This window comes from Paenibacillus canaveralius (genome assembly GCF_047238265.1).
GTDB lineage: Bacteria > Bacillota > Bacilli > Paenibacillales > NBRC-103111 > Paenibacillus_F.
On record NZ_JBDFMM010000001.1, the window covers coordinates 2,684,325 to 2,700,309 of the forward strand.

Annotated in this window: 14 protein-coding genes; 7 read left to right on the top strand and 7 right to left on the bottom strand. The window is 52.8% G+C overall.

The features are described from left to right. Window positions 1–22 precede the first annotated feature (22 nt). The gene (locus tag ABC395_RS12375) at window positions 23–622 is read right to left on the bottom strand and encodes a bifunctional transcriptional activator/DNA repair enzyme AdaA (protein WP_413003411.1); all 600 of its coding nucleotides are present in this window, start codon (window positions 620–622) and stop codon (window positions 23–25) included. Window positions 623–922: 300 nt separating this feature from the next. Here ABC395_RS12375 and ABC395_RS12380 point away from each other — a divergent pair, with 300 nt between their 5' ends. From ABC395_RS12380 to pdaA, 3 genes are all read left to right on the top strand, one after another. Further along, window positions 923–1,339 carry a VOC family protein gene (locus tag ABC395_RS12380; protein WP_413003413.1) on the top strand — a complete coding sequence of 139 codons (417 nt, stop codon included), beginning with the start codon at window positions 923–925 and terminating at the stop codon, window positions 1,337–1,339. A gap of 210 nt (window positions 1,340–1,549) precedes the next feature. Then, entirely contained in the window at window positions 1,550–2,389 is an 840-nt protein-coding gene (gene ypfJ, locus ABC395_RS12385; protein WP_413003415.1) for a KPN_02809 family neutral zinc metallopeptidase, read from the top strand. Between the two features lie 154 nt (window positions 2,390–2,543). Further along, window positions 2,544–3,332, top strand: a complete 789-nt coding sequence (gene pdaA, locus ABC395_RS12390; protein WP_413003417.1) for a delta-lactam-biosynthetic de-N-acetylase — start codon at window positions 2,544–2,546, stop codon at window positions 3,330–3,332. 369 nt (window positions 3,333–3,701) lie between these two features. Here the strand turns inward: pdaA and ABC395_RS12395 are convergent, their stop codons facing one another. The 4 genes from ABC395_RS12395 to ABC395_RS12410 form a co-directional block, all read right to left on the bottom strand. After that, a complete protein-coding gene (locus tag ABC395_RS12395; protein WP_413003418.1) occupies window positions 3,702–5,303 on the bottom strand; it encodes an oleate hydratase in 1,602 nt (533 codons plus the stop codon). 104 nt (window positions 5,304–5,407) lie between these two features. Continuing rightward, complete coding sequence (cntE, locus tag ABC395_RS12400; RefSeq protein ID WP_413003420.1) at window positions 5,408–6,622, bottom strand: staphylopine family metallophore export MFS transporter CntE; 1,215 nt, start codon at window positions 6,620–6,622, stop codon at window positions 5,408–5,410. Next, window positions 6,615–7,715, bottom strand: a complete 1,101-nt coding sequence (locus ABC395_RS12405; protein WP_413003422.1) for a PLP-dependent cysteine synthase family protein — start codon at window positions 7,713–7,715, stop codon at window positions 6,615–6,617. The genes cntE and ABC395_RS12405 overlap by 8 nt, the downstream gene beginning before the upstream one ends. A gap of 28 nt (window positions 7,716–7,743) precedes the next feature. Continuing rightward, window positions 7,744–8,295, bottom strand: a complete 552-nt coding sequence (locus ABC395_RS12410) for a PepSY domain-containing protein (RefSeq protein WP_387537537.1) — start codon at window positions 8,293–8,295, stop codon at window positions 7,744–7,746. 251 nt (window positions 8,296–8,546) lie between these two features. On the opposite strand from ABC395_RS12410, the gene ABC395_RS12415 reads away from it, so the two are divergent. Together ABC395_RS12415 and ABC395_RS12420 are read left to right on the top strand one after the other, a co-directional pair. Beyond that, the gene (locus ABC395_RS12415) at window positions 8,547–9,566 is read left to right on the top strand and encodes a peptidyl-prolyl cis-trans isomerase (protein WP_413003424.1); all 1,020 of its coding nucleotides are present in this window, start codon (window positions 8,547–8,549) and stop codon (window positions 9,564–9,566) included. Window positions 9,567–9,672: 106 nt separating this feature from the next. Next, a complete protein-coding gene (locus tag ABC395_RS12420; RefSeq protein WP_413003426.1) occupies window positions 9,673–11,832 on the top strand; it encodes a CBM96 family carbohydrate-binding protein in 2,160 nt (719 codons plus the stop codon). Window positions 11,833–11,979: 147 nt separating this feature from the next. On the opposite strand, the gene ABC395_RS12425 is transcribed toward ABC395_RS12420, so the two are convergent. Both ABC395_RS12425 and ABC395_RS12430 read right to left on the bottom strand, forming a co-directional pair. Further along, on the bottom strand, window positions 11,980–12,534 hold the full coding sequence (locus tag ABC395_RS12425; protein ID WP_413003428.1) for a GNAT family N-acetyltransferase: 555 nt from the start codon (window positions 12,532–12,534) through the stop codon (window positions 11,980–11,982). A 152-nt stretch (window positions 12,535–12,686) separates the two neighbouring features. Beyond that, window positions 12,687–13,400 carry a 2OG-Fe(II) oxygenase gene (locus ABC395_RS12430; protein ID WP_413003430.1) on the bottom strand — a complete coding sequence of 238 codons (714 nt, stop codon included), beginning with the start codon at window positions 13,398–13,400 and terminating at the stop codon, window positions 12,687–12,689. Window positions 13,401–13,908: 508 nt separating this feature from the next. Here ABC395_RS12430 and ABC395_RS12435 point away from each other — a divergent pair. Next, a complete protein-coding gene (locus ABC395_RS12435) occupies window positions 13,909–14,946 on the top strand; it encodes an EamA family transporter (protein WP_413003432.1) in 1,038 nt (345 codons plus the stop codon). Window positions 14,947–15,180: 234 nt separating this feature from the next. Continuing rightward, complete coding sequence (locus ABC395_RS12440) at window positions 15,181–15,933, top strand: class I SAM-dependent methyltransferase (protein ID WP_413003434.1); 753 nt, start codon at window positions 15,181–15,183, stop codon at window positions 15,931–15,933. Window positions 15,934–15,985: the final 52 nt, after the last annotated feature.

Below are 15,985 nucleotides of genomic sequence, written 5' to 3' on the forward strand. Positions count from 1 at the left end.
CTATTTGTTCCCGCAACGACACTCAGCCTTCAATCTTATGAGTACGGCATTGAGACTGCCGGTAGCCCGCCGGCGTATATCCGGTTTTCTTTTTAAAGAGGGTAATAAAATAAGAAGTATTCGGGATGCCGACTTTGGAACCTATGTCGGATACGGATAAGGATGAAGTTCCGAGCAGACTTTTGGCATTTTCAATGCGAATGTGCTGTAGATATTCCGACGGTGTCATTCCTTTGACTCGTTTGAACGTACGCTGAAGATGATAAGGGCTGCCGTGGCCGATTTCCGCGAAGCTTCTGAGCGTCAGCGGTTGTTTATAATGGTGATCCGCGTAATGGGCGATTTGCTCGATCCAGTCGTCATCGGGAAGCCGGTTGCCGGTCGGTTTACAACGTTTGCAGGGGCGAAACCGGGCCTCCTGTGCTTGTTGGGCATTTTGGAAAACGCAGGTGTTTTCCCGTTTGGGTTCTTTGGATTTGCAGGAGGGCCGGCAAAAAATACCGGTCGTTTTCACTCCGTAAAAGAAGACGCCGTCGAATGAAGCATCGTTGCTGATAATCGCCTGCCATTTATCGGCTGCGGGACTCTCCAATTTAATCGTTATTTGAAGCCGTTCTGGCATAATCGGAAGCACCTCCTCTTATGTACCCATTATACCTCTAAAGTGAACGTATGTACGTATATTGGAATGAGACAGCAACATATCGCTAAACGCTTCAGAACATGCAGTTCCCGGTACAGAGGACATGAATGACGGTGATTAACCAAGATGAGGATCGTTTGTTAAGACGGTTATCCTGAATATACTCCCGAAACGAAGAGCGCAATTTAAAAGAAATGCCGGCCTGGAACCCATGCTACAATAAAAGCAACCGGAAAGATCTTCCGGAAAATTCATTAGACGATGTGGAGGAATTTCTGCATGGCAACTAAATCGGACAAAATTTTTGTGAATTTACCGGTTAAAAATTTGGACAAATCCGTTGAGTTTTTTACAGCGCTCGGTTATGAATTCAATCCCCAATTTACGGACGAAAATGCAACCTGCATGGTTGTCAGCGATACAATTTATGTGATGCTTTTGGTAGAGAATTTCTTCAAAACGTTTACAAACAAGGAAATTGCAGATACGGGAAGAAGTGCAGAAGTTATTGTGGCGCTGTCTGCCGACAGCAAAGAACAGGTGGAGGAAATTGTAAACAAGGCGCTGGCGGTAGGAGGAAGCCCGATGAATGACAAAGTGGATCATGGTTTCATGTATACGTGGAGCTTCCGCGATATCGACGGTCATCATTGGGAGTATATTTATATGGACGAGAGTGCGGCTGCTCAGGGATAAAGCGCCGTATAATTTGGAAATAATGAGGTTATGCTTTCTGTTGAAAGAGCCGCGGTATACGCGGTTCTTTTTGTTTTTATGGAAAGGACTGGATAGTTAAACCCGTGGGATGTTTTCGTTGAGTTTCTGACTGTGCAGATCGGGTATATACCTATATAAATCATTCATTCTAACCGGAATTGTTTCTTTACAACAGGGGGAGGACAAGCGATGAAATGGCAGGGAAGAAGAGGAAGTTCAAATGTGGAGGACCGGAGGGGTGTCGGCGGTAAAACGCTCGTCGGAGGAGGTATCGGAGGGATCATTATCGTGCTCCTTATGACCCTGCTCGGAGGTAATCCCGGCGATCTGTTAGGCAATTTGACGGGGGCGGGCCAGGGATCAAACGCGCCGTACGAGGAAACGCAGCAGGAGAAGGAGCTTTCCCAGTTTGTCTCGGTCGTGCTGGCCGATACGGAAGACGTTTGGACCGCCCAGTTTAAGGAGCGGGGTCTCACTTATGAAAAACCGACGCTAGTTCTGTACACGGACCAAGTGCAGTCCGCATGCGGGTCTGCGGGTTCGTCAACGGGACCGTTTTATTGTCCGGGTGACCGCAAGCTGTATATCGACCTAAGTTTTTATAACGAACTTAAGCAGGAATTCAAGGCACCGGGAGACTTTGCGATGGCCTACGTCATCGCTCATGAAGTCGGACACCATGTTCAGACGCTGCTCGGAACGTCCGACAAGATTATGCCGCTGCGTCAAAAGATGAGTGAAACGGAGTTTAATAAATATCTCGTCCGTTTTGAACTGCAGGCGGATTATTTCGCGGGTGTCTGGGCGCATCATGCCAAGGGGATGGACGTGCTTGAAGAGGGGGACCTGGAGGAAGCGTTAACGGCGGCCAGCGCGGTCGGGGATGATACGATTCAGAAAAGAGCGCGCGGCTACGTAGTTCCCGAAAGTTTTACGCACGGCACTTCCGAACAAAGAAAATTCTGGTTCAATAAAGGCTATCAATCGGGAAAAATCGAGGATGGAGATACGTTTTCGAGCAACAAATAAGAAACACGCTCCACTTAAGAGAAAATACCCGCCGGTCCCGGCGGGTATTTTTTTGTCAGGTCCCACAAAGTTCCAAAGCATGAAATCGCATGAATCCTTCCGGTAAAAGACATATTACCAAATGAATCAAAGTTATGAAAAACGGAGGGAAATCATGAAGCGGTTTACGATCGTTTTTGCTTTATTCACCCTTTTCATCACACTGTTTCCTTTAAATACCTTGGCAGCCGACGGGGGGAATAAGCCTTATCATTTCGGATTTAAGAAGAGTAAGAAAGGGAAGCCCGCTTCGATTAATGAAGAAGGATTCAAGAGCATTTTGGAGAAACATGATGCTGTTTTTTTGGGGAATTCCGATAAGAAAGAACTTTATCTCACCTTCGACAACGGGTATGAGAACGGGTGTACGACCAAAATACTGGATGTTTTGAAAGCCAAACAGGTACCCGCGGCGTTTTTCGTAACCGGCCATTTTGTCGAGGATAAACCTGAGTTGGTTAAAAGGATGACGGCCGAAGGCCATCTGATCGGGAATCATTCCTGGAGTCATCCGGATATGTCCCAAATTTCCGATGAGAAAATTAAGACCGAGCTGGACCGGGTCAAAAATGCCGTCGCTAATCTGACAGGTGTGCAGACGATGACTTTCATGCGTCCGCCGCGCGGAATTTTCAGCGACCGGGTTCTGGAGGTAAGCAAACAACAGGGGTACACCAACGTATTCTGGTCGGTCGCTTATAAAGACTGGGACGTGAGAGATCAGAAAGGCTGGAAATATGCCTTCGATAAAGTGGTTGCCCAGCTTCATCCGGGCGCTGTCATTCTGCTTCACTCGATTTCAAAGGACAATACCGATGCTCTGGACAAAATTATCGATGAAGCGCGCAAGCAGGGGTATGAGTTCAAAAGTCTTGAAAATTTAGATAAAAGACGTATTGAATGAGTGAGAACGGGAGTCGTTATTATTCAGCGGCAAAAAACCAGGCAGTGTTCCGCTGTCCTGGTTTTTCATCGTTCTTATGCCGGAAGCGGTCCGGTTTAAAGGAGGCAAGGTAAAGTTACCAGTTACCTGATTAGCGGGAGAATTGCGTATCCTATCGTAACACTTCGTTCCGGCGAAGTGTCTTAGTTTCATGCGGCACCTCTGTTCATATCGCACGGCACCTCCAAGGTCGCCCGCGTGATTGCTTTGTATGCGGGAGAAGACAGTTCTTATTTGACGGGCACTTACCTGCCGGTCAGCGGGGGCAGGGAAATGTAGCAGGCATCTCAAAAAGCCCCCGCCGGTTGACGGGAGCTTCTCGGAGCAGGGCTATCTGACCATAGTCACCAGCGAATCGAACAACACCTTGGCATGATGGTTCCCGTGGTACATCTCGGGAATCTTTTTGTCGATGCCGAGCAGCTTATAGACAGCCGTTTGAGCCGTTCGGACGGAATATTCCACCGTAAACACGACATCATCCGGTATTTCGGTAAATTGCCCGATATAAGCGAAATTACCGGAGCCGTCCGGAACGACTTGCGGTCGGTCCCCCTCTTCACGAGGCATGAACTGGCTTGTGATGAACGGCATCATGCAGGGGATGCAGATGGAGCTATCCAGCATTTCCGGCAGTTTTTCCGCCAGCTTCAGATGAGACAGCAGTTCCGTTAAAATTTCTTCTCCCGTACATTCAGACATTTTCTTGGGAACGAAATCCCCCCGTTTGTCCGGGAAAAGGCCGTAGCCCCAAAACACCTGCACATCTTCCGGCTGGTTGCGGAAATGCGGCTGGTGTGCGAGCACAACGGACATCAGCCAGCTGGAATCCTTGAAGGTGACGAGCGCGCCCGTTCCCGCTTTGTTGCCGGAGAAGTTTTCCATAAAGTCGAAAAACATCGGGTTCTTGCACGTGACCGTAAACGATGTCCACTTGGACTCGGGGATACTGTCGTCGAAAGCGGACGGATTGCCGGAGCCCGGAAGCTTTGCGGCAATTTTTTCCCACAGCCCGAACGAAGGTCCTTTTCCTCCGAGTTCAGGTGCGGAGGTCATCGAACCGAGATCCGAGCTTTCCGTCATGGAACCGTTTGTGAAGAAAACGAGATCATCCGGTTTTACCTCAATCGAGCCTGTATTCCCGTCTTTAACGACCTGGATGCGGTGCGCCGTTACCCGGCTTTTTCCCGTGGGATCCGGCATGAAATCCAGATCGGTTACACGCGTATTTCTCTCGTACCGGACGCCCTGGTTTTCCAGCCATTTCTGGATCGGAAGCACGATCGAATCGAATTGATTGTAAGGCGTGCGGGCGACACCGGCTAGAGTATGGATGCGTGGAAACTCATGCATAAACCGGATCATATATCTTCTGAACTCCGCCAGGCTGTGCCATGGTTGAAAAGCGAACATCGTCGCCCACATAAACCAGAAATTCGTTTCGAAAAATTCGGGCTCGAACCATTCGTTAATTTTTTGCTTGCCGAGACGATCTTCCGGTGTGACAAGCAGCTTGCCGATAGCAAGACGATCTTTATTGGAAAAGAGCATATGCTCCACATCGACGATATTCCGGTCCTTATCCACGAGGCGCGCTTGTGCGTGGGTCGGATATTTTTCCGTAAAGGCGTAGATATCGTCTTTGACGGTTTTGCCGGGCGAATCGATCGAAGGAATGGAATCCAGCAGCTCCCACGTGCATTCGTAGGTCGGTTCGTTCAGCATCCGGCCGCCCCGGATCACGTAGCCCTGTTCTTCGTTCCCGCTTCCGTCCAGCGAACCCCCGTTTACCGGGCGGTCTTCCAGGATATGAATCCGTTCGCCCGTCCAGCCGCCGTCCCGGATCAGAAAGACGGCTCCCGCCAGAGAGGCGATGCCGCCTCCTATGAAATAAGCATGGTTGTTTGTCTCTTTATACGTATTCAATCTCATCAGCTCCTCTCCCTAATTACTTGGACACGGGGCGGAGAGGAATAAACTAGACAATATACGCGATTTGTCGTACGAATTCAGCCGAAGCGGGATAAAAGCAGCATCTACAAACCTGCCGCCGTCGTCTTCTTTCCCTTCTCCTTTCGCCGCGCGCGAAAGCCTAAGCCCGCTAAACCGGCCACGAAACAAAGGGCGCCTCCCGTAATAAACATGACCGGAAACGAGAAGGAATACGCGACAGGCCCCATGGCTAAAGCACCCAGCGAAAATCCGAGATCGGCGGCGCCTATAAAAAGACCGATCAACAGTCCGCGCGCAAAATGCGGCACGGAGAAGGACACGTAGGTCAGCAGCGACGGGTACAGCAGAGCGAACGCAATGCCGTTAAAAACAGCGGCGGCCGACAGCGCGGCAGGTGACAGGCTGGTTCCCAGAATCAGCGAGCCCAGACAGGCTAAAGCGAGAGCGGGGAACAGAATCCTCCCGGGAAAGCTGCCGTCGGAAGGAATATATTTCCGGCCCGCGAACCGGGTCAAGACCAGCACGAGCGTCTGGATCAGGAAATACAGCTCCGCGAATTTTAATCCTTGTTTCTCCAGATACAGGGGCAGAAAGGTGAAAATGGCGCCGTTGGCGACCGAGGCAAGAAGCATAACGGCGGAAGAGAGAAGCAGAGCTCGGCTTTTCCATACGCCTTTTCGGGAAAGAGGACCCGCCGCTGCCGGATCATCCGCCGCTTCTGCCGCAGGAACACCAGGTGCCGGCTTCATCTGTCTGGAAAGCGAAAGCCCGAACAGGAAAATTCCCGCACTCATCATAAACAACGAACCGAAAATCATAGTCATCGGCAGCCAGTCTTTCAGAAGCAGGGCGATGGTCGGTCCGAAGGTGGAAGGAATCATGGTCGCGAGGGAATAAAGGGACAAGCCCTGCGCTCTCATTTTCTCGGAAAGCAGGTCCATCGTAATGATCTCCATGGCCGTGGAGAAGAAAGCGGCTACGATGCCTTGAACGGCACGGACCAGACCGAACAGCCACAAATTCGGAATGAAATAGCCTGCTAAAGAAACGGTAAAAAGAAGCAGGGCGAGCACAAATACTTTCCGGGTTCCATACCGGTCGATAACGCTTCCGGCCAGAGGTCTGCAGATCATGGAAGCGAACATCGTCGTCCCCATGATAAGACCGATTTCCATTTCGCCGGCGCCGGCCGTGATGGCATAAAAGGGAAGAATCATCAGCACCATGTAGACAATGCAGTAAAAGAGAATCGTAACCGCATATACTTGCAGAGCCCGGAAGGAATACGGGTTATCCATGCCGGAACAGCTCCCTTGAAATCAAGCGGCTGGGGGAATCCGACTGCTCGGCCAGCTCGGGTTTGTAGTTGGCCGTTTCGGGAGGATTTCTGCTGTAGGGCGGCAGCTGGCGGACACGGACTTTCATTTCCTGCAGGCCGATATCCGTTAAAATTCCGCGTTCCTGAAGCCAATCGTCATTATAAATAGTCGGCAGATAGCGTTCTCCGTTGTCGGAAGCAACGCACACGATCCTTTTGCCGCTGCCCATAAGCTGTGCGAGCTTCCAGGCCGCGACCATTCCCGCTCCCGTCGAGCCGCCGCCCAAAATGCCTTCGTGCTTGGCAAGCATCCGGCACATGAGGAACGCATCCTCATCGGGAACTTTGTAAACTTCGTCGATGCGCCGCAAATCGTCTACATTGGTCGGCGTCCAGCTCAGGCCCATGCCCGGCAGCAGATAGGCGTGCGCTTTGCCTCCGAAAATGGTCGAGCCGACCGCATCGACCGCAATCACTTTCACATGCGGGGCGTATTCCTTGATGTAGCGCGAGAGGCCTCCGATCTGTCCGCCTGTGCTGACGGTGACGATAACGGCATCGATCCGGTGGCCGCTTTGGTCCATCAGTTCCTTCGCCGTCTGAACATAATGAGCTTCCCCGTTCCAAGGGTTAAAGCACTGGTCCGGCCGGAACGAGCCGGGAATTTCCCGGTGCAGCTTGTTGGCCAGCGCGATCCGTGTCTTGTGGTAAGACCCGCTGTCATCCTGTTCGGTGACCACGATCACTTCCGCACCGTACGCTTTCATCATGGCCAGATTGACGGGAGTCGTTTTCGGGTCCACCAGCACGATGATGCGGTACCCTTTGGCCGCACCGATCATGGCCAGCGAGATCCCGAAATTACCCGAAGACGATTCGATGAGCGTGCCGCCGGGTTTGAGCCAGCCTCTTCTTTCCGCTTCCTCGATAATGTAGAGCGCGGGACGGTCCTTAATGCTGCCGCCGGGATTGGTCCGCTCCATTTTCAAATAAATTTCCGAATCCGCAGACTCCACCAGCCGGTTTAACCGTATGAGAGGGGAGTTGCCGATCGTATCGAGAATCGTGGACATTATCCGTACCTCCTCTATAAGTTCAGATCTAGCCTGCGGCTTCCGCCTTTTTGCGCTTGTTTTTGCGTATCGACCCCGCTTTCAGAACACGAATGGAAAGGACAATGCCGGTGGCGGTCAGAAACATAATGGAAATGGCCGCGATATCGACGAACCACGTAATATCTTTTCCGTACAGCTCGCCGAAGTGGAGGTCCCGGACGAAATTGTTGACATTGTTTACTTCCTTGCGAATCACATTCCCGTACAGATCGATGACATAGAGGGTCTGATCGTCGTCGCGCAGCCGGACTTTGTAATCTCCCGCCGTTCCGTGATGCCCGTCTCCAAGCGTATGGTTCATGACGAGCCGGGCCTGCGAGAGATCAAAGGCGCCGGATTGGCTCGCTTTCAAAACGGCTTCGGCCACATTCAATGGCTGCTGACCGGAGCTCGAAGCCGCGGGGGCTTCGTAGGTTTGTACCTGCTTGTTGAAACCCATGGAGCTTGTGTGGACCAGAAGAATGCCTGTTAGCGCTTCCACAAAAATAAATATCGACGCGATCAACCCTACCCACAAATGATATTTACGTGTTTTCATGAATGTCTTTCTTCCTCCTCTTGTGTAGTTCCGGAATTCCGTAAACCAATTATATCCATGAATGTGAAAAATAACATGACTCAACCGGGCTATAGAGGCGAAGTTATTTTGCCGGATTATGGGAACCTATAGGGAAAAAAGTAAAAATCGTTCACATTTTAGCGTTAAAAAGTCAATGAAGTTCCTGGCAAACCGGCACGGCCTTTTTTAAGATAGGGAAAAGCAAAGCTGAATCATGGAAGGAGGGGGTCATGATGAGCACTAAAAGAAAGCCCATACAGAACCCGCGAGGGAAGAAAAAACGGTTCGCCCGTATTATGATCGTGTCGGCTTTCGTTTTGGCGGCAGGGGCTGCGGCGGCAGGATTTACGCACTATACGTCTTCTTCGGCGGAGCCGTATGCCGTCGTCGCTTCTATCGGAAACGAGCCTGTCCAGTACGGCGAGTTTGCCCTGGTCCGCGACATGCTGAGAAGCACGGTTAAACCGGAAGAACTGGACGCGAAGACCCTTGAACGGGTGAAGGAGCTCAAAACCGAGCAGCTGTGGGCGAGGGAAAAAGGTGTGGCGGCCGGCGGCCTCGGTTTCGGCGACTTCGAAAAGCGCTGGGAGCGGGAGAACGCCAGGCGTAAAACCGCGGCCGGCCGCGGCGAACCCGTCTACGGCCCGCTCGTTTACGATCCGGCCGGGTTCTACCGGTACGAGCAGTCGAATCTGCAGATTCGGCTGAAAGAGGCGCTGGCCGGACAAGATTTTGCCGCCGGTGACGCCGAGCTGCGGGCCGCGTATGAACGCATGAAGGACGAGCGGTTCATGCGTCCGTCCCGGATCCGCCTGGAGCTCTTATCGGCGGAAAACAGCGAAAGCGGTGCAGCGAAGCTGAACGAAGCGGCGGCCGGACTTAAGGCGGGAGAAGCTTTCGAAAACCTGGCCGGGCAGGCTGACAGCGGTCTAACGGCGGAAGTGCGGTGGTTCGAGCCGGAACAGCGCAAGGCGGACGCGGAGAAGTATCCGGCGCTGCTTCAAGCGGCGGAAGGGCTTCAACCGGGCGGGCTGAGCGGAGTGATCGGGGAGGGGGACCGGTTGTATGTCATCCGGTGCGCGGAACGGGGAAAGGCGGAATACGAGCCTTTCGAAGATGTGAAAGAGCGCGTACGGATCCTTTTTACGGAAGAGAGATATGCCGTTGAACTTGCCTCGCGCATATCCCGGACCGAAATAATCGTCACAAAGCCGCTGTCACCGGAAGGAAATACAAGCGTCATAAAGTAAAAAGGCTGCACAGGAAAGTCAAAATCGTGCCTGTTGGGGGGAGAGGAATTTTTTGTAAAGTGAAGAGGCGAAGCTATCGCACATTACGAAAAGGAGGCAAGTCATCATGAAGAAAATCTCCAGCAGCATTAGTGCCTGGACGGCAGCCGTTTTATTTTTATCGCTTTTTGTAAACGCTTTCTATGGAGTGGAGCCGGTTTATGCGGCCGGGACGGCTTACTACGTGGATTCGGCGGCCGGTAACGATGCCAACAGCGGAACTTCCCAGGCGCAGGCCTGGAAGACGTTAGCCAAGGTGAATGCCACGACGTTTCAGCCGGGAGATCAGATTTTGTTTAAATCCGGCGGTATCTGGAACGGCCAGCTTTGGCCCAAAGGTTCGGGTACGAACGGAAGCCCGATCGTGATCGACAAATACGGGAGCGGAAGCAAACCGGTTATAAACGGCGGCGGCAGCAGCTTTAACCAGACCGTTTACAACAGTACGAAAACGTACAATACCGGAACCGTATTTTTGCGCAATCAGGAGTACTGGGAAATCAACAACCTGGAAGTCACGAACGATGACAATTTTGCCGTGGAAAATAATGACTCCGCCGCCCTCCGGGCCGGAATTTTCGTCGTCATCGACGCCAACGAAAGCGATCGGGTCTATAATCACATCTACATCCGCAACAATGACGTTCATGATGTGGACGGCAGCAATAACGCGGGACCGAAGGAAAACGGCGGTATTATTACGGTCATTCAAGGCACCGCGGCGACTTCTACCCGCACTTATGCCAGATTCAACGATGTCCGCATCGAAAACAATACCATCCGCAAAGTGGACCGCGTCGGAATCCGGGCTGCGGCCCACAGCAACTATGTGAACGACGACAGCTTCAGCACGACGAGCACACGCACGTACGGCAACTGGAATACGAACGTCTATATCGGTCATAACAATCTGGAAGATGTCGGCGGAGACAGCATCATTCTGCGGGACACGGACGGGGCTCTCGTTGAATATAACGTGGCAAACCGTTTCGGTACGCGAGTCGCCTCTACCAATGCGATTGCCGCCATCTGGCTGGCCGTCGCCAAAAACACCGTGCTGCAGTATAACGAAGCGTTCGGCGGACCGGCGTCCAATCAGGACGGCTGCGCGTGGGACTTCGATTTGTATCTGGAAAATACGACCTACCAGTACAATTACAGCCACGATAATCCGATGGGACATGTGCTGATGATGGGAACGAACAAGAACGATGTGATGCGCTATCATATCAGCCAGAATGAAGGCACCATTATCCGTCATTTTAATGCGAACGAGGCGACTCCGGCTTCGATCTACAACAATGTCTTTTACTACAACGGCGCCGCGCACAAGGTAATCGGCGGCAACGATGCCACGAAAACCGGCTACCAGTTTATGAACAATATTTTCTACAATGCGAATCCGTCCGTAGCGACGAATTGGGGAACATCGGCCAATTGGGGCCAGACCTCTTTCAGCAACAATATTTTCTTTGAAGCCAGCGGAACCCATTCGGCGAATGAACCTTCCGATCCCGGTAAACGGACGGCCGATCCGGCGTTTGTAAACCCCGGCGGTGCGGGCACCGGTCTGGCCACGGCGGCAGCCTACCGCCTGAAGGCGGGTTCCCCGGCGCTGAACGCCGGCAAGCTTATCGCAGACAACGGCGGCAAAGATTATTTCGGCGGAGCCGTTTCCGCAACGGCCGCACCGAATATCGGAGCTTACAACGGCGCCGGCGTTACGGTAACGCCTCCGGCAGGAGTCAAAGCGCCGGCAGCCGACGCCTACGTGCTTGACGGTTCGGGCGCCGGGACCAATTACGGTACAGCCCCGACGCTGTACGTCAAAGACGGCACGGCCGCGGGCTACACCCGGAAAGCTTACCTCAAATTCGACGTCAGCGGTCTGTCTGCCGTGAATTCCGCGAAGCTCCGCCTGTTCGGCGGCAACACGCAGGACGGTTCGAACGTCCAAGTCAAGGTGTCGGGAGCGGCCGCCGACGGCTGGACGGAGACGGGGCTTACCTGGAACAACGCGCCTGCCGCCACCACAGGAGCTTTGTCCACCATCCAGGTCGGAAGCAACTTGACGTACTATGAACTGGATGTCACGTCTTTCGTCAAGGACCAGCTCTCCGACGGCATCGTCACGCTGATCGTGGAAGGCGTGTCCGACCAGGACCGTACGATCCAGTTTAACAGCCGGGAAAATCCGGCTAACAAACCCGAACTTGTCGTGAACTAGCCGTGAGCCGGTCCCGGCAGATCGTACGGATGCTGCTACAGACTGCCGGTTGGCTCAAAGTTACAAGATACGAGAAGTAAGACGAAGCGCCAAAAAGCTGCCGCAAATGTGCGGCAGCTTTTGCTGCGTTGCCGGGGCGATGGCGAGTCAGTCTTCCCGGCTTCTGGTATACAGGTTTAAAAGCGGTGCAGAAGGGGCGGACTCGGCGTCTTCTTCACGCCTGAGCGTTCCGGCGAAAGTAAACCGCAGTTTCCCTAAAACTTTGATAGAATTGACGTTTTCGGGCTCGACTTTAGCATCGATCCGGTCCATTTCGAGTTCATCAAACGCATAAGCGAGCAGGCATCCGATCGCCTCGGGTGCATATTCTTTTCCCCAGAAAGCACGATCCAGATCGTAGCCGATTTCCGCTCTCCGTTGTTCGTAATCGAGCTCATTAAACCCGCATGAACCTATAATCGCACCCGATTGCCGGTCGGTGACCGCATAGCGGACCGCCTTGTTTTCCCGCGCCAGACCGTTCAGAAAATCAATCATATCCGCTGCCTGTTTAATCTCTGTGAACGGCTCGATATTCATAAATTTCGTCACATCGGGAGAAGACCAGATCTGGAACAGTCGGGGAGCGTCAGTTTCCGTCATAGTCCGCAGCAGGAGTCTTTCCGATATCAGCTTATCTTTCACCAATAGCTTTACCTCCATTTAATTTAAGCTTATCTTCGGCAGGTTAAAGTATTGATATCTGCGCATCGTTCAGTCCTTCCTCTATGTAGATTTATCCAGTATACCTCAAAGCGGCGCTTTTCGCATGAGTGAACTATAGTTTCCTGCCTCCCGGGCATGAGTAGCGGCAGTTACTTGGCGTCGTGAAAAACAAGGCCCAGACTGTAGCGTGTGCCCGCCGTTACGGTGCTTACGCCGTGCCGGAGCGTAGTCTTGTAGTATCCCCTGGAACCCGGCACGGGTCGGTGAGTGGTCGGGAAAATCAATCCTTCGCCGCGTTCTAGCGTAAGGACATGCCCTCTGCTTTGGGCACGGGGCCGCTGTTCCACCAGCAGGAATTCTCCGCCCGTGTAGTCCTCTTCTTTCTGATTTAAAGCAAAAACGATCTGAAAGGGGAAAAACACGCTTCCGTATACATCCTGATGCAGGCAGTTGTAGCCTCCGGCTTCATATTTCAGAATGAGCGGGGTAGGGCGTGTCTGTTCCTCCAGGCGGCACTGTTCCAAAAATTCGGATAACGTACCTGGATAAACAGCTTCTTTGTTCAGCAGCTTCAGCCAGGAGTTGGCCGTATCCGCAAGCGCAGGATAAAACCCTTCGCGCATCTCCTGAATGACGGACGGAAGGGGAGCCCGGTAATATTTGTACTCGCCCAGCCCGAAACGGTACCGTGCCATATGAATCGTGCTTCGGTAAAGCGGCTCATCACCGTAACCGCCGATAAGCTCCCCGCACTGCGAGGAATCGAGCATAGGAGGCAGCTTCGCATATCCGTGCTCATCCAAAGACTGCCGGATGAAGCCCCAATCCAACCCCGCGATACGCTTCGCTATGTTATCCCGCATGACGGGCACCCTCCTCCTGTACATAAGCCGCCACCCGCGTTCGTTGCGAATATGAAGCGTAGGGCAGGTCCGGTACGGCCCGGTTCCGGCGATGCCGGAATAAGCGAACCTTTTGCCCTCGCCTGTAAAAAGGTCCGGCAGGGGTCAAAATCAGCGGAATGATTTTTCATGGCAGAACAGTCCTTTCTTTCGGATAATGACGGGTAACAGCGCTATGGCTGTCCGCTTAGGCGGTCTGAAAACAGTATACCTCCGGAAGAACATTTGCGTACCGGTTCCGGAATGAAACCGCAAGATAACGAAATACGGTCCCGTTTTATGAAACTTTTGCACAACAAGACCGGCCGCTAATCTGTGAAAATCATGTCCGGCGTGACCTGAAAACCACGGATGCCGGCAAAGCAAATCCGTGACCGGGTATACAACGGGCGGTGCGAAAGGCTATTATGTCTATAAAGATGATAGACATTACATCATGATGGATTGTACAGAGCGGAGGAAACGAACGATGTGGTTTATGTATGCTTTACTTGCCGCAGTCTCTTTCGGGCTGCGCGGAATTTTGTACCAATGGACTTCCCAGCGCCGTACCGACCGGAACGTGCTTCTTTTCGGCGTTTATTTGTCGGGGGCGCTGATCTCATTTGTCGTTAACTTGTTTGTTAACCAGACATGGAGTCAAGGCGTGTGGTTCGGAGTCCCCATGGGACTGTTTTCCTTTATTGCGAATGCGTCTATGTATAAAGGCTATTCAGTCGGACGAGCTTCCTTGATCGCGCTGTTTACGGGTCTGCCTCCGGTCGTCGTGGCGACTCTCGCTTATTTTCTGTGGGGGGAAGCGCTCGGATTCGTGCAGCTGGCAGGCTTTTGCATCGTCATTCTCGGCCTGCTCGTCATCCGGTATTCACAGGATCTGAAGCTTGGGCAGCTGCAAGGCATCCAGTGGGGCCTGCTCACGATGCTGTTTTTCGGCTTCACCGATTTATCGTCCAAGCAGGCGACCTTGTCGGCAGCGAACACCCTGCCTGTATTAACCGTCATGTACGGCACGGGTACTATCCTGTTCGCGTGCATGTACCTGCTCTCCCGGTTGAAGTCTCCTGCGGAGAAGGGGCTGAAAATCACCGCCGCAGGGACGGTGCACGAAACCCCGCGCGAACGGGAGACCGGGGAAGGCCCGTATGCGCAGCAAGCCCGGATTTCCGGGCACTCTAGCGAATCGGGAAGTTCCCCCGGCAGCGGAGAAGGCCACCGGCCGCAGCAAGATCAGGGCGGTCCGGTCAGAACGGCGTCTCCGGTCTGGTCGATGAAACGGACCGTGCTCTGGGGGATGACCGTGGGCATTACGAATCTGGCCGGCATGCTGTTTATCATCCCCGCGTTCCGGGGAGGGGTGACGGGGATCGTATCCGCCATCTCCGCGATGAACGTCGTGCTGGTTCTGCTGTACGCGCAGTTTTACCTTAAAGAGAACATTTCCCGAAGGGAAGCTTGCGGCATGCTTCTGGCTTTGGCCGGTATTCTGGTCGTAAGACTGGCGTCATGAAGATGAGCTGCATCAACTCCGGTTGATTCCGGCAGGGAATCCTTTTAAAATGGGGTTAACTTTTGAAATGAGGTGAGCGGGTTGATCTTCCGTATTGTTCGAAGTAGATGTGTTTCGGGCCGGGTAAAACGCGTACCGGCTGCCGAGGGGGCAGTCTGTCCTTTCGGACACAAACACGGCTAAACGGAACGGAAAATCGTAAACCGACAGCTCATTTAAAAGGTGGAGAACAAGATGAATCCAATGGAAGACAAACAATTTTACGAAAAAACCGGTGCTGTCAACGGCTGGGACTTTAGCCATATCCAAGTTACGACGGAAGGAAAAAGATGGGATTTTTTCGGAGAGGTGGCACACAGATGCCGGAAGTCTGACCTTCTTCTCGATATCGGTACGGGAGGCGGGGAGCGGCTTCTGACCATAACGGATTCCGCCCTGCTCCTGATAGGGATTGATCATTCCCAAGCCATGATCCGCACGGCGGACATGAACCGGCATAAAGCCGGGAAGTCAAATGTGCGCTTCCTGCACATGGAAGCGGAGGCAATTGCTTTCCCGGACGGGTTTTTTAACCTCGTTTCCTGCCGCCAATCCTTTTATTCGGCACAAGAAACCGCGCGCGTTCTGGTCCAGGACGGTTTATTTCTGACACAGCAGGTGAGTCCGCACGACAAGCTGAACCTGAAGCAGGCTTTCGGCAGAGGCCAGGGTCTGGAGACGAACGCAGCGGATTTGCGGGAACGTGTTCTTTCGGAACTTGAAGAAGTCGGTTTCAGCGACATCCGCTACAACGAATATGATGCGGCTGAATACTATCCCTCGTATGAGGATCTGGACTATTTACTGCAAATGACGCCCATTATTCCCGGTTTCGGCGAACAGGAAAACGACCGCACCATTCTGCGCGAGTTTTGCGAAAAGAACCGCACGGGCAAAGGAATCCGAACGAACTCGAAGCGGTTTATGATTGCTGCCGTCAAAAAATAATACGACCGCATCGCAGTCATGCGATTGCTGTCCTAAAGCCAGCTTGTTCCGC

Bases quoted from the DNA above. Each gene is read 5' to 3' on its own strand.
- ABC395_RS12375 (WP_413003411.1), bottom strand. From the start codon at position 622: ATGCCAGAACGGCTTCAAATAACGATTAAATTGGAGAGTCCCGCAGCC.
- ABC395_RS12380 (WP_413003413.1), top strand. From the start codon at position 923: ATGGCAACTAAATCGGACAAAATTTTTGTGAATTTACCGGTTAAAAAT.
- ypfJ (WP_413003415.1), top strand. From the start codon at position 1,550: ATGAAATGGCAGGGAAGAAGAGGAAGTTCAAATGTGGAGGACCGGAGG.
- pdaA (WP_413003417.1), top strand. From the start codon at position 2,544: ATGAAGCGGTTTACGATCGTTTTTGCTTTATTCACCCTTTTCATCACA.
- ABC395_RS12395 (WP_413003418.1), bottom strand. From the start codon at position 5,303: ATGAGATTGAATACGTATAAAGAGACAAACAACCATGCTTATTTCATA.
- cntE (WP_413003420.1), bottom strand. From the start codon at position 6,622: ATGGATAACCCGTATTCCTTCCGGGCTCTGCAAGTATATGCGGTTACG.
- ABC395_RS12405 (WP_413003422.1), bottom strand. From the start codon at position 7,715: ATGTCCACGATTCTCGATACGATCGGCAACTCCCCTCTCATACGGTTA.
- ABC395_RS12410 (WP_387537537.1), bottom strand. From the start codon at position 8,295: ATGAAAACACGTAAATATCATTTGTGGGTAGGGTTGATCGCGTCGATA.
- ABC395_RS12415 (WP_413003424.1), top strand. From the start codon at position 8,547: ATGATGAGCACTAAAAGAAAGCCCATACAGAACCCGCGAGGGAAGAAA.
- ABC395_RS12420 (WP_413003426.1), top strand. From the start codon at position 9,673: ATGAAGAAAATCTCCAGCAGCATTAGTGCCTGGACGGCAGCCGTTTTA.
- ABC395_RS12425 (WP_413003428.1), bottom strand. From the start codon at position 12,534: ATGGAGGTAAAGCTATTGGTGAAAGATAAGCTGATATCGGAAAGACTC.
- ABC395_RS12430 (WP_413003430.1), bottom strand. From the start codon at position 13,400: ATGCGGGATAACATAGCGAAGCGTATCGCGGGGTTGGATTGGGGCTTC.
- ABC395_RS12435 (WP_413003432.1), top strand. From the start codon at position 13,909: ATGTGGTTTATGTATGCTTTACTTGCCGCAGTCTCTTTCGGGCTGCGC.
- ABC395_RS12440 (WP_413003434.1), top strand. From the start codon at position 15,181: ATGAATCCAATGGAAGACAAACAATTTTACGAAAAAACCGGTGCTGTC.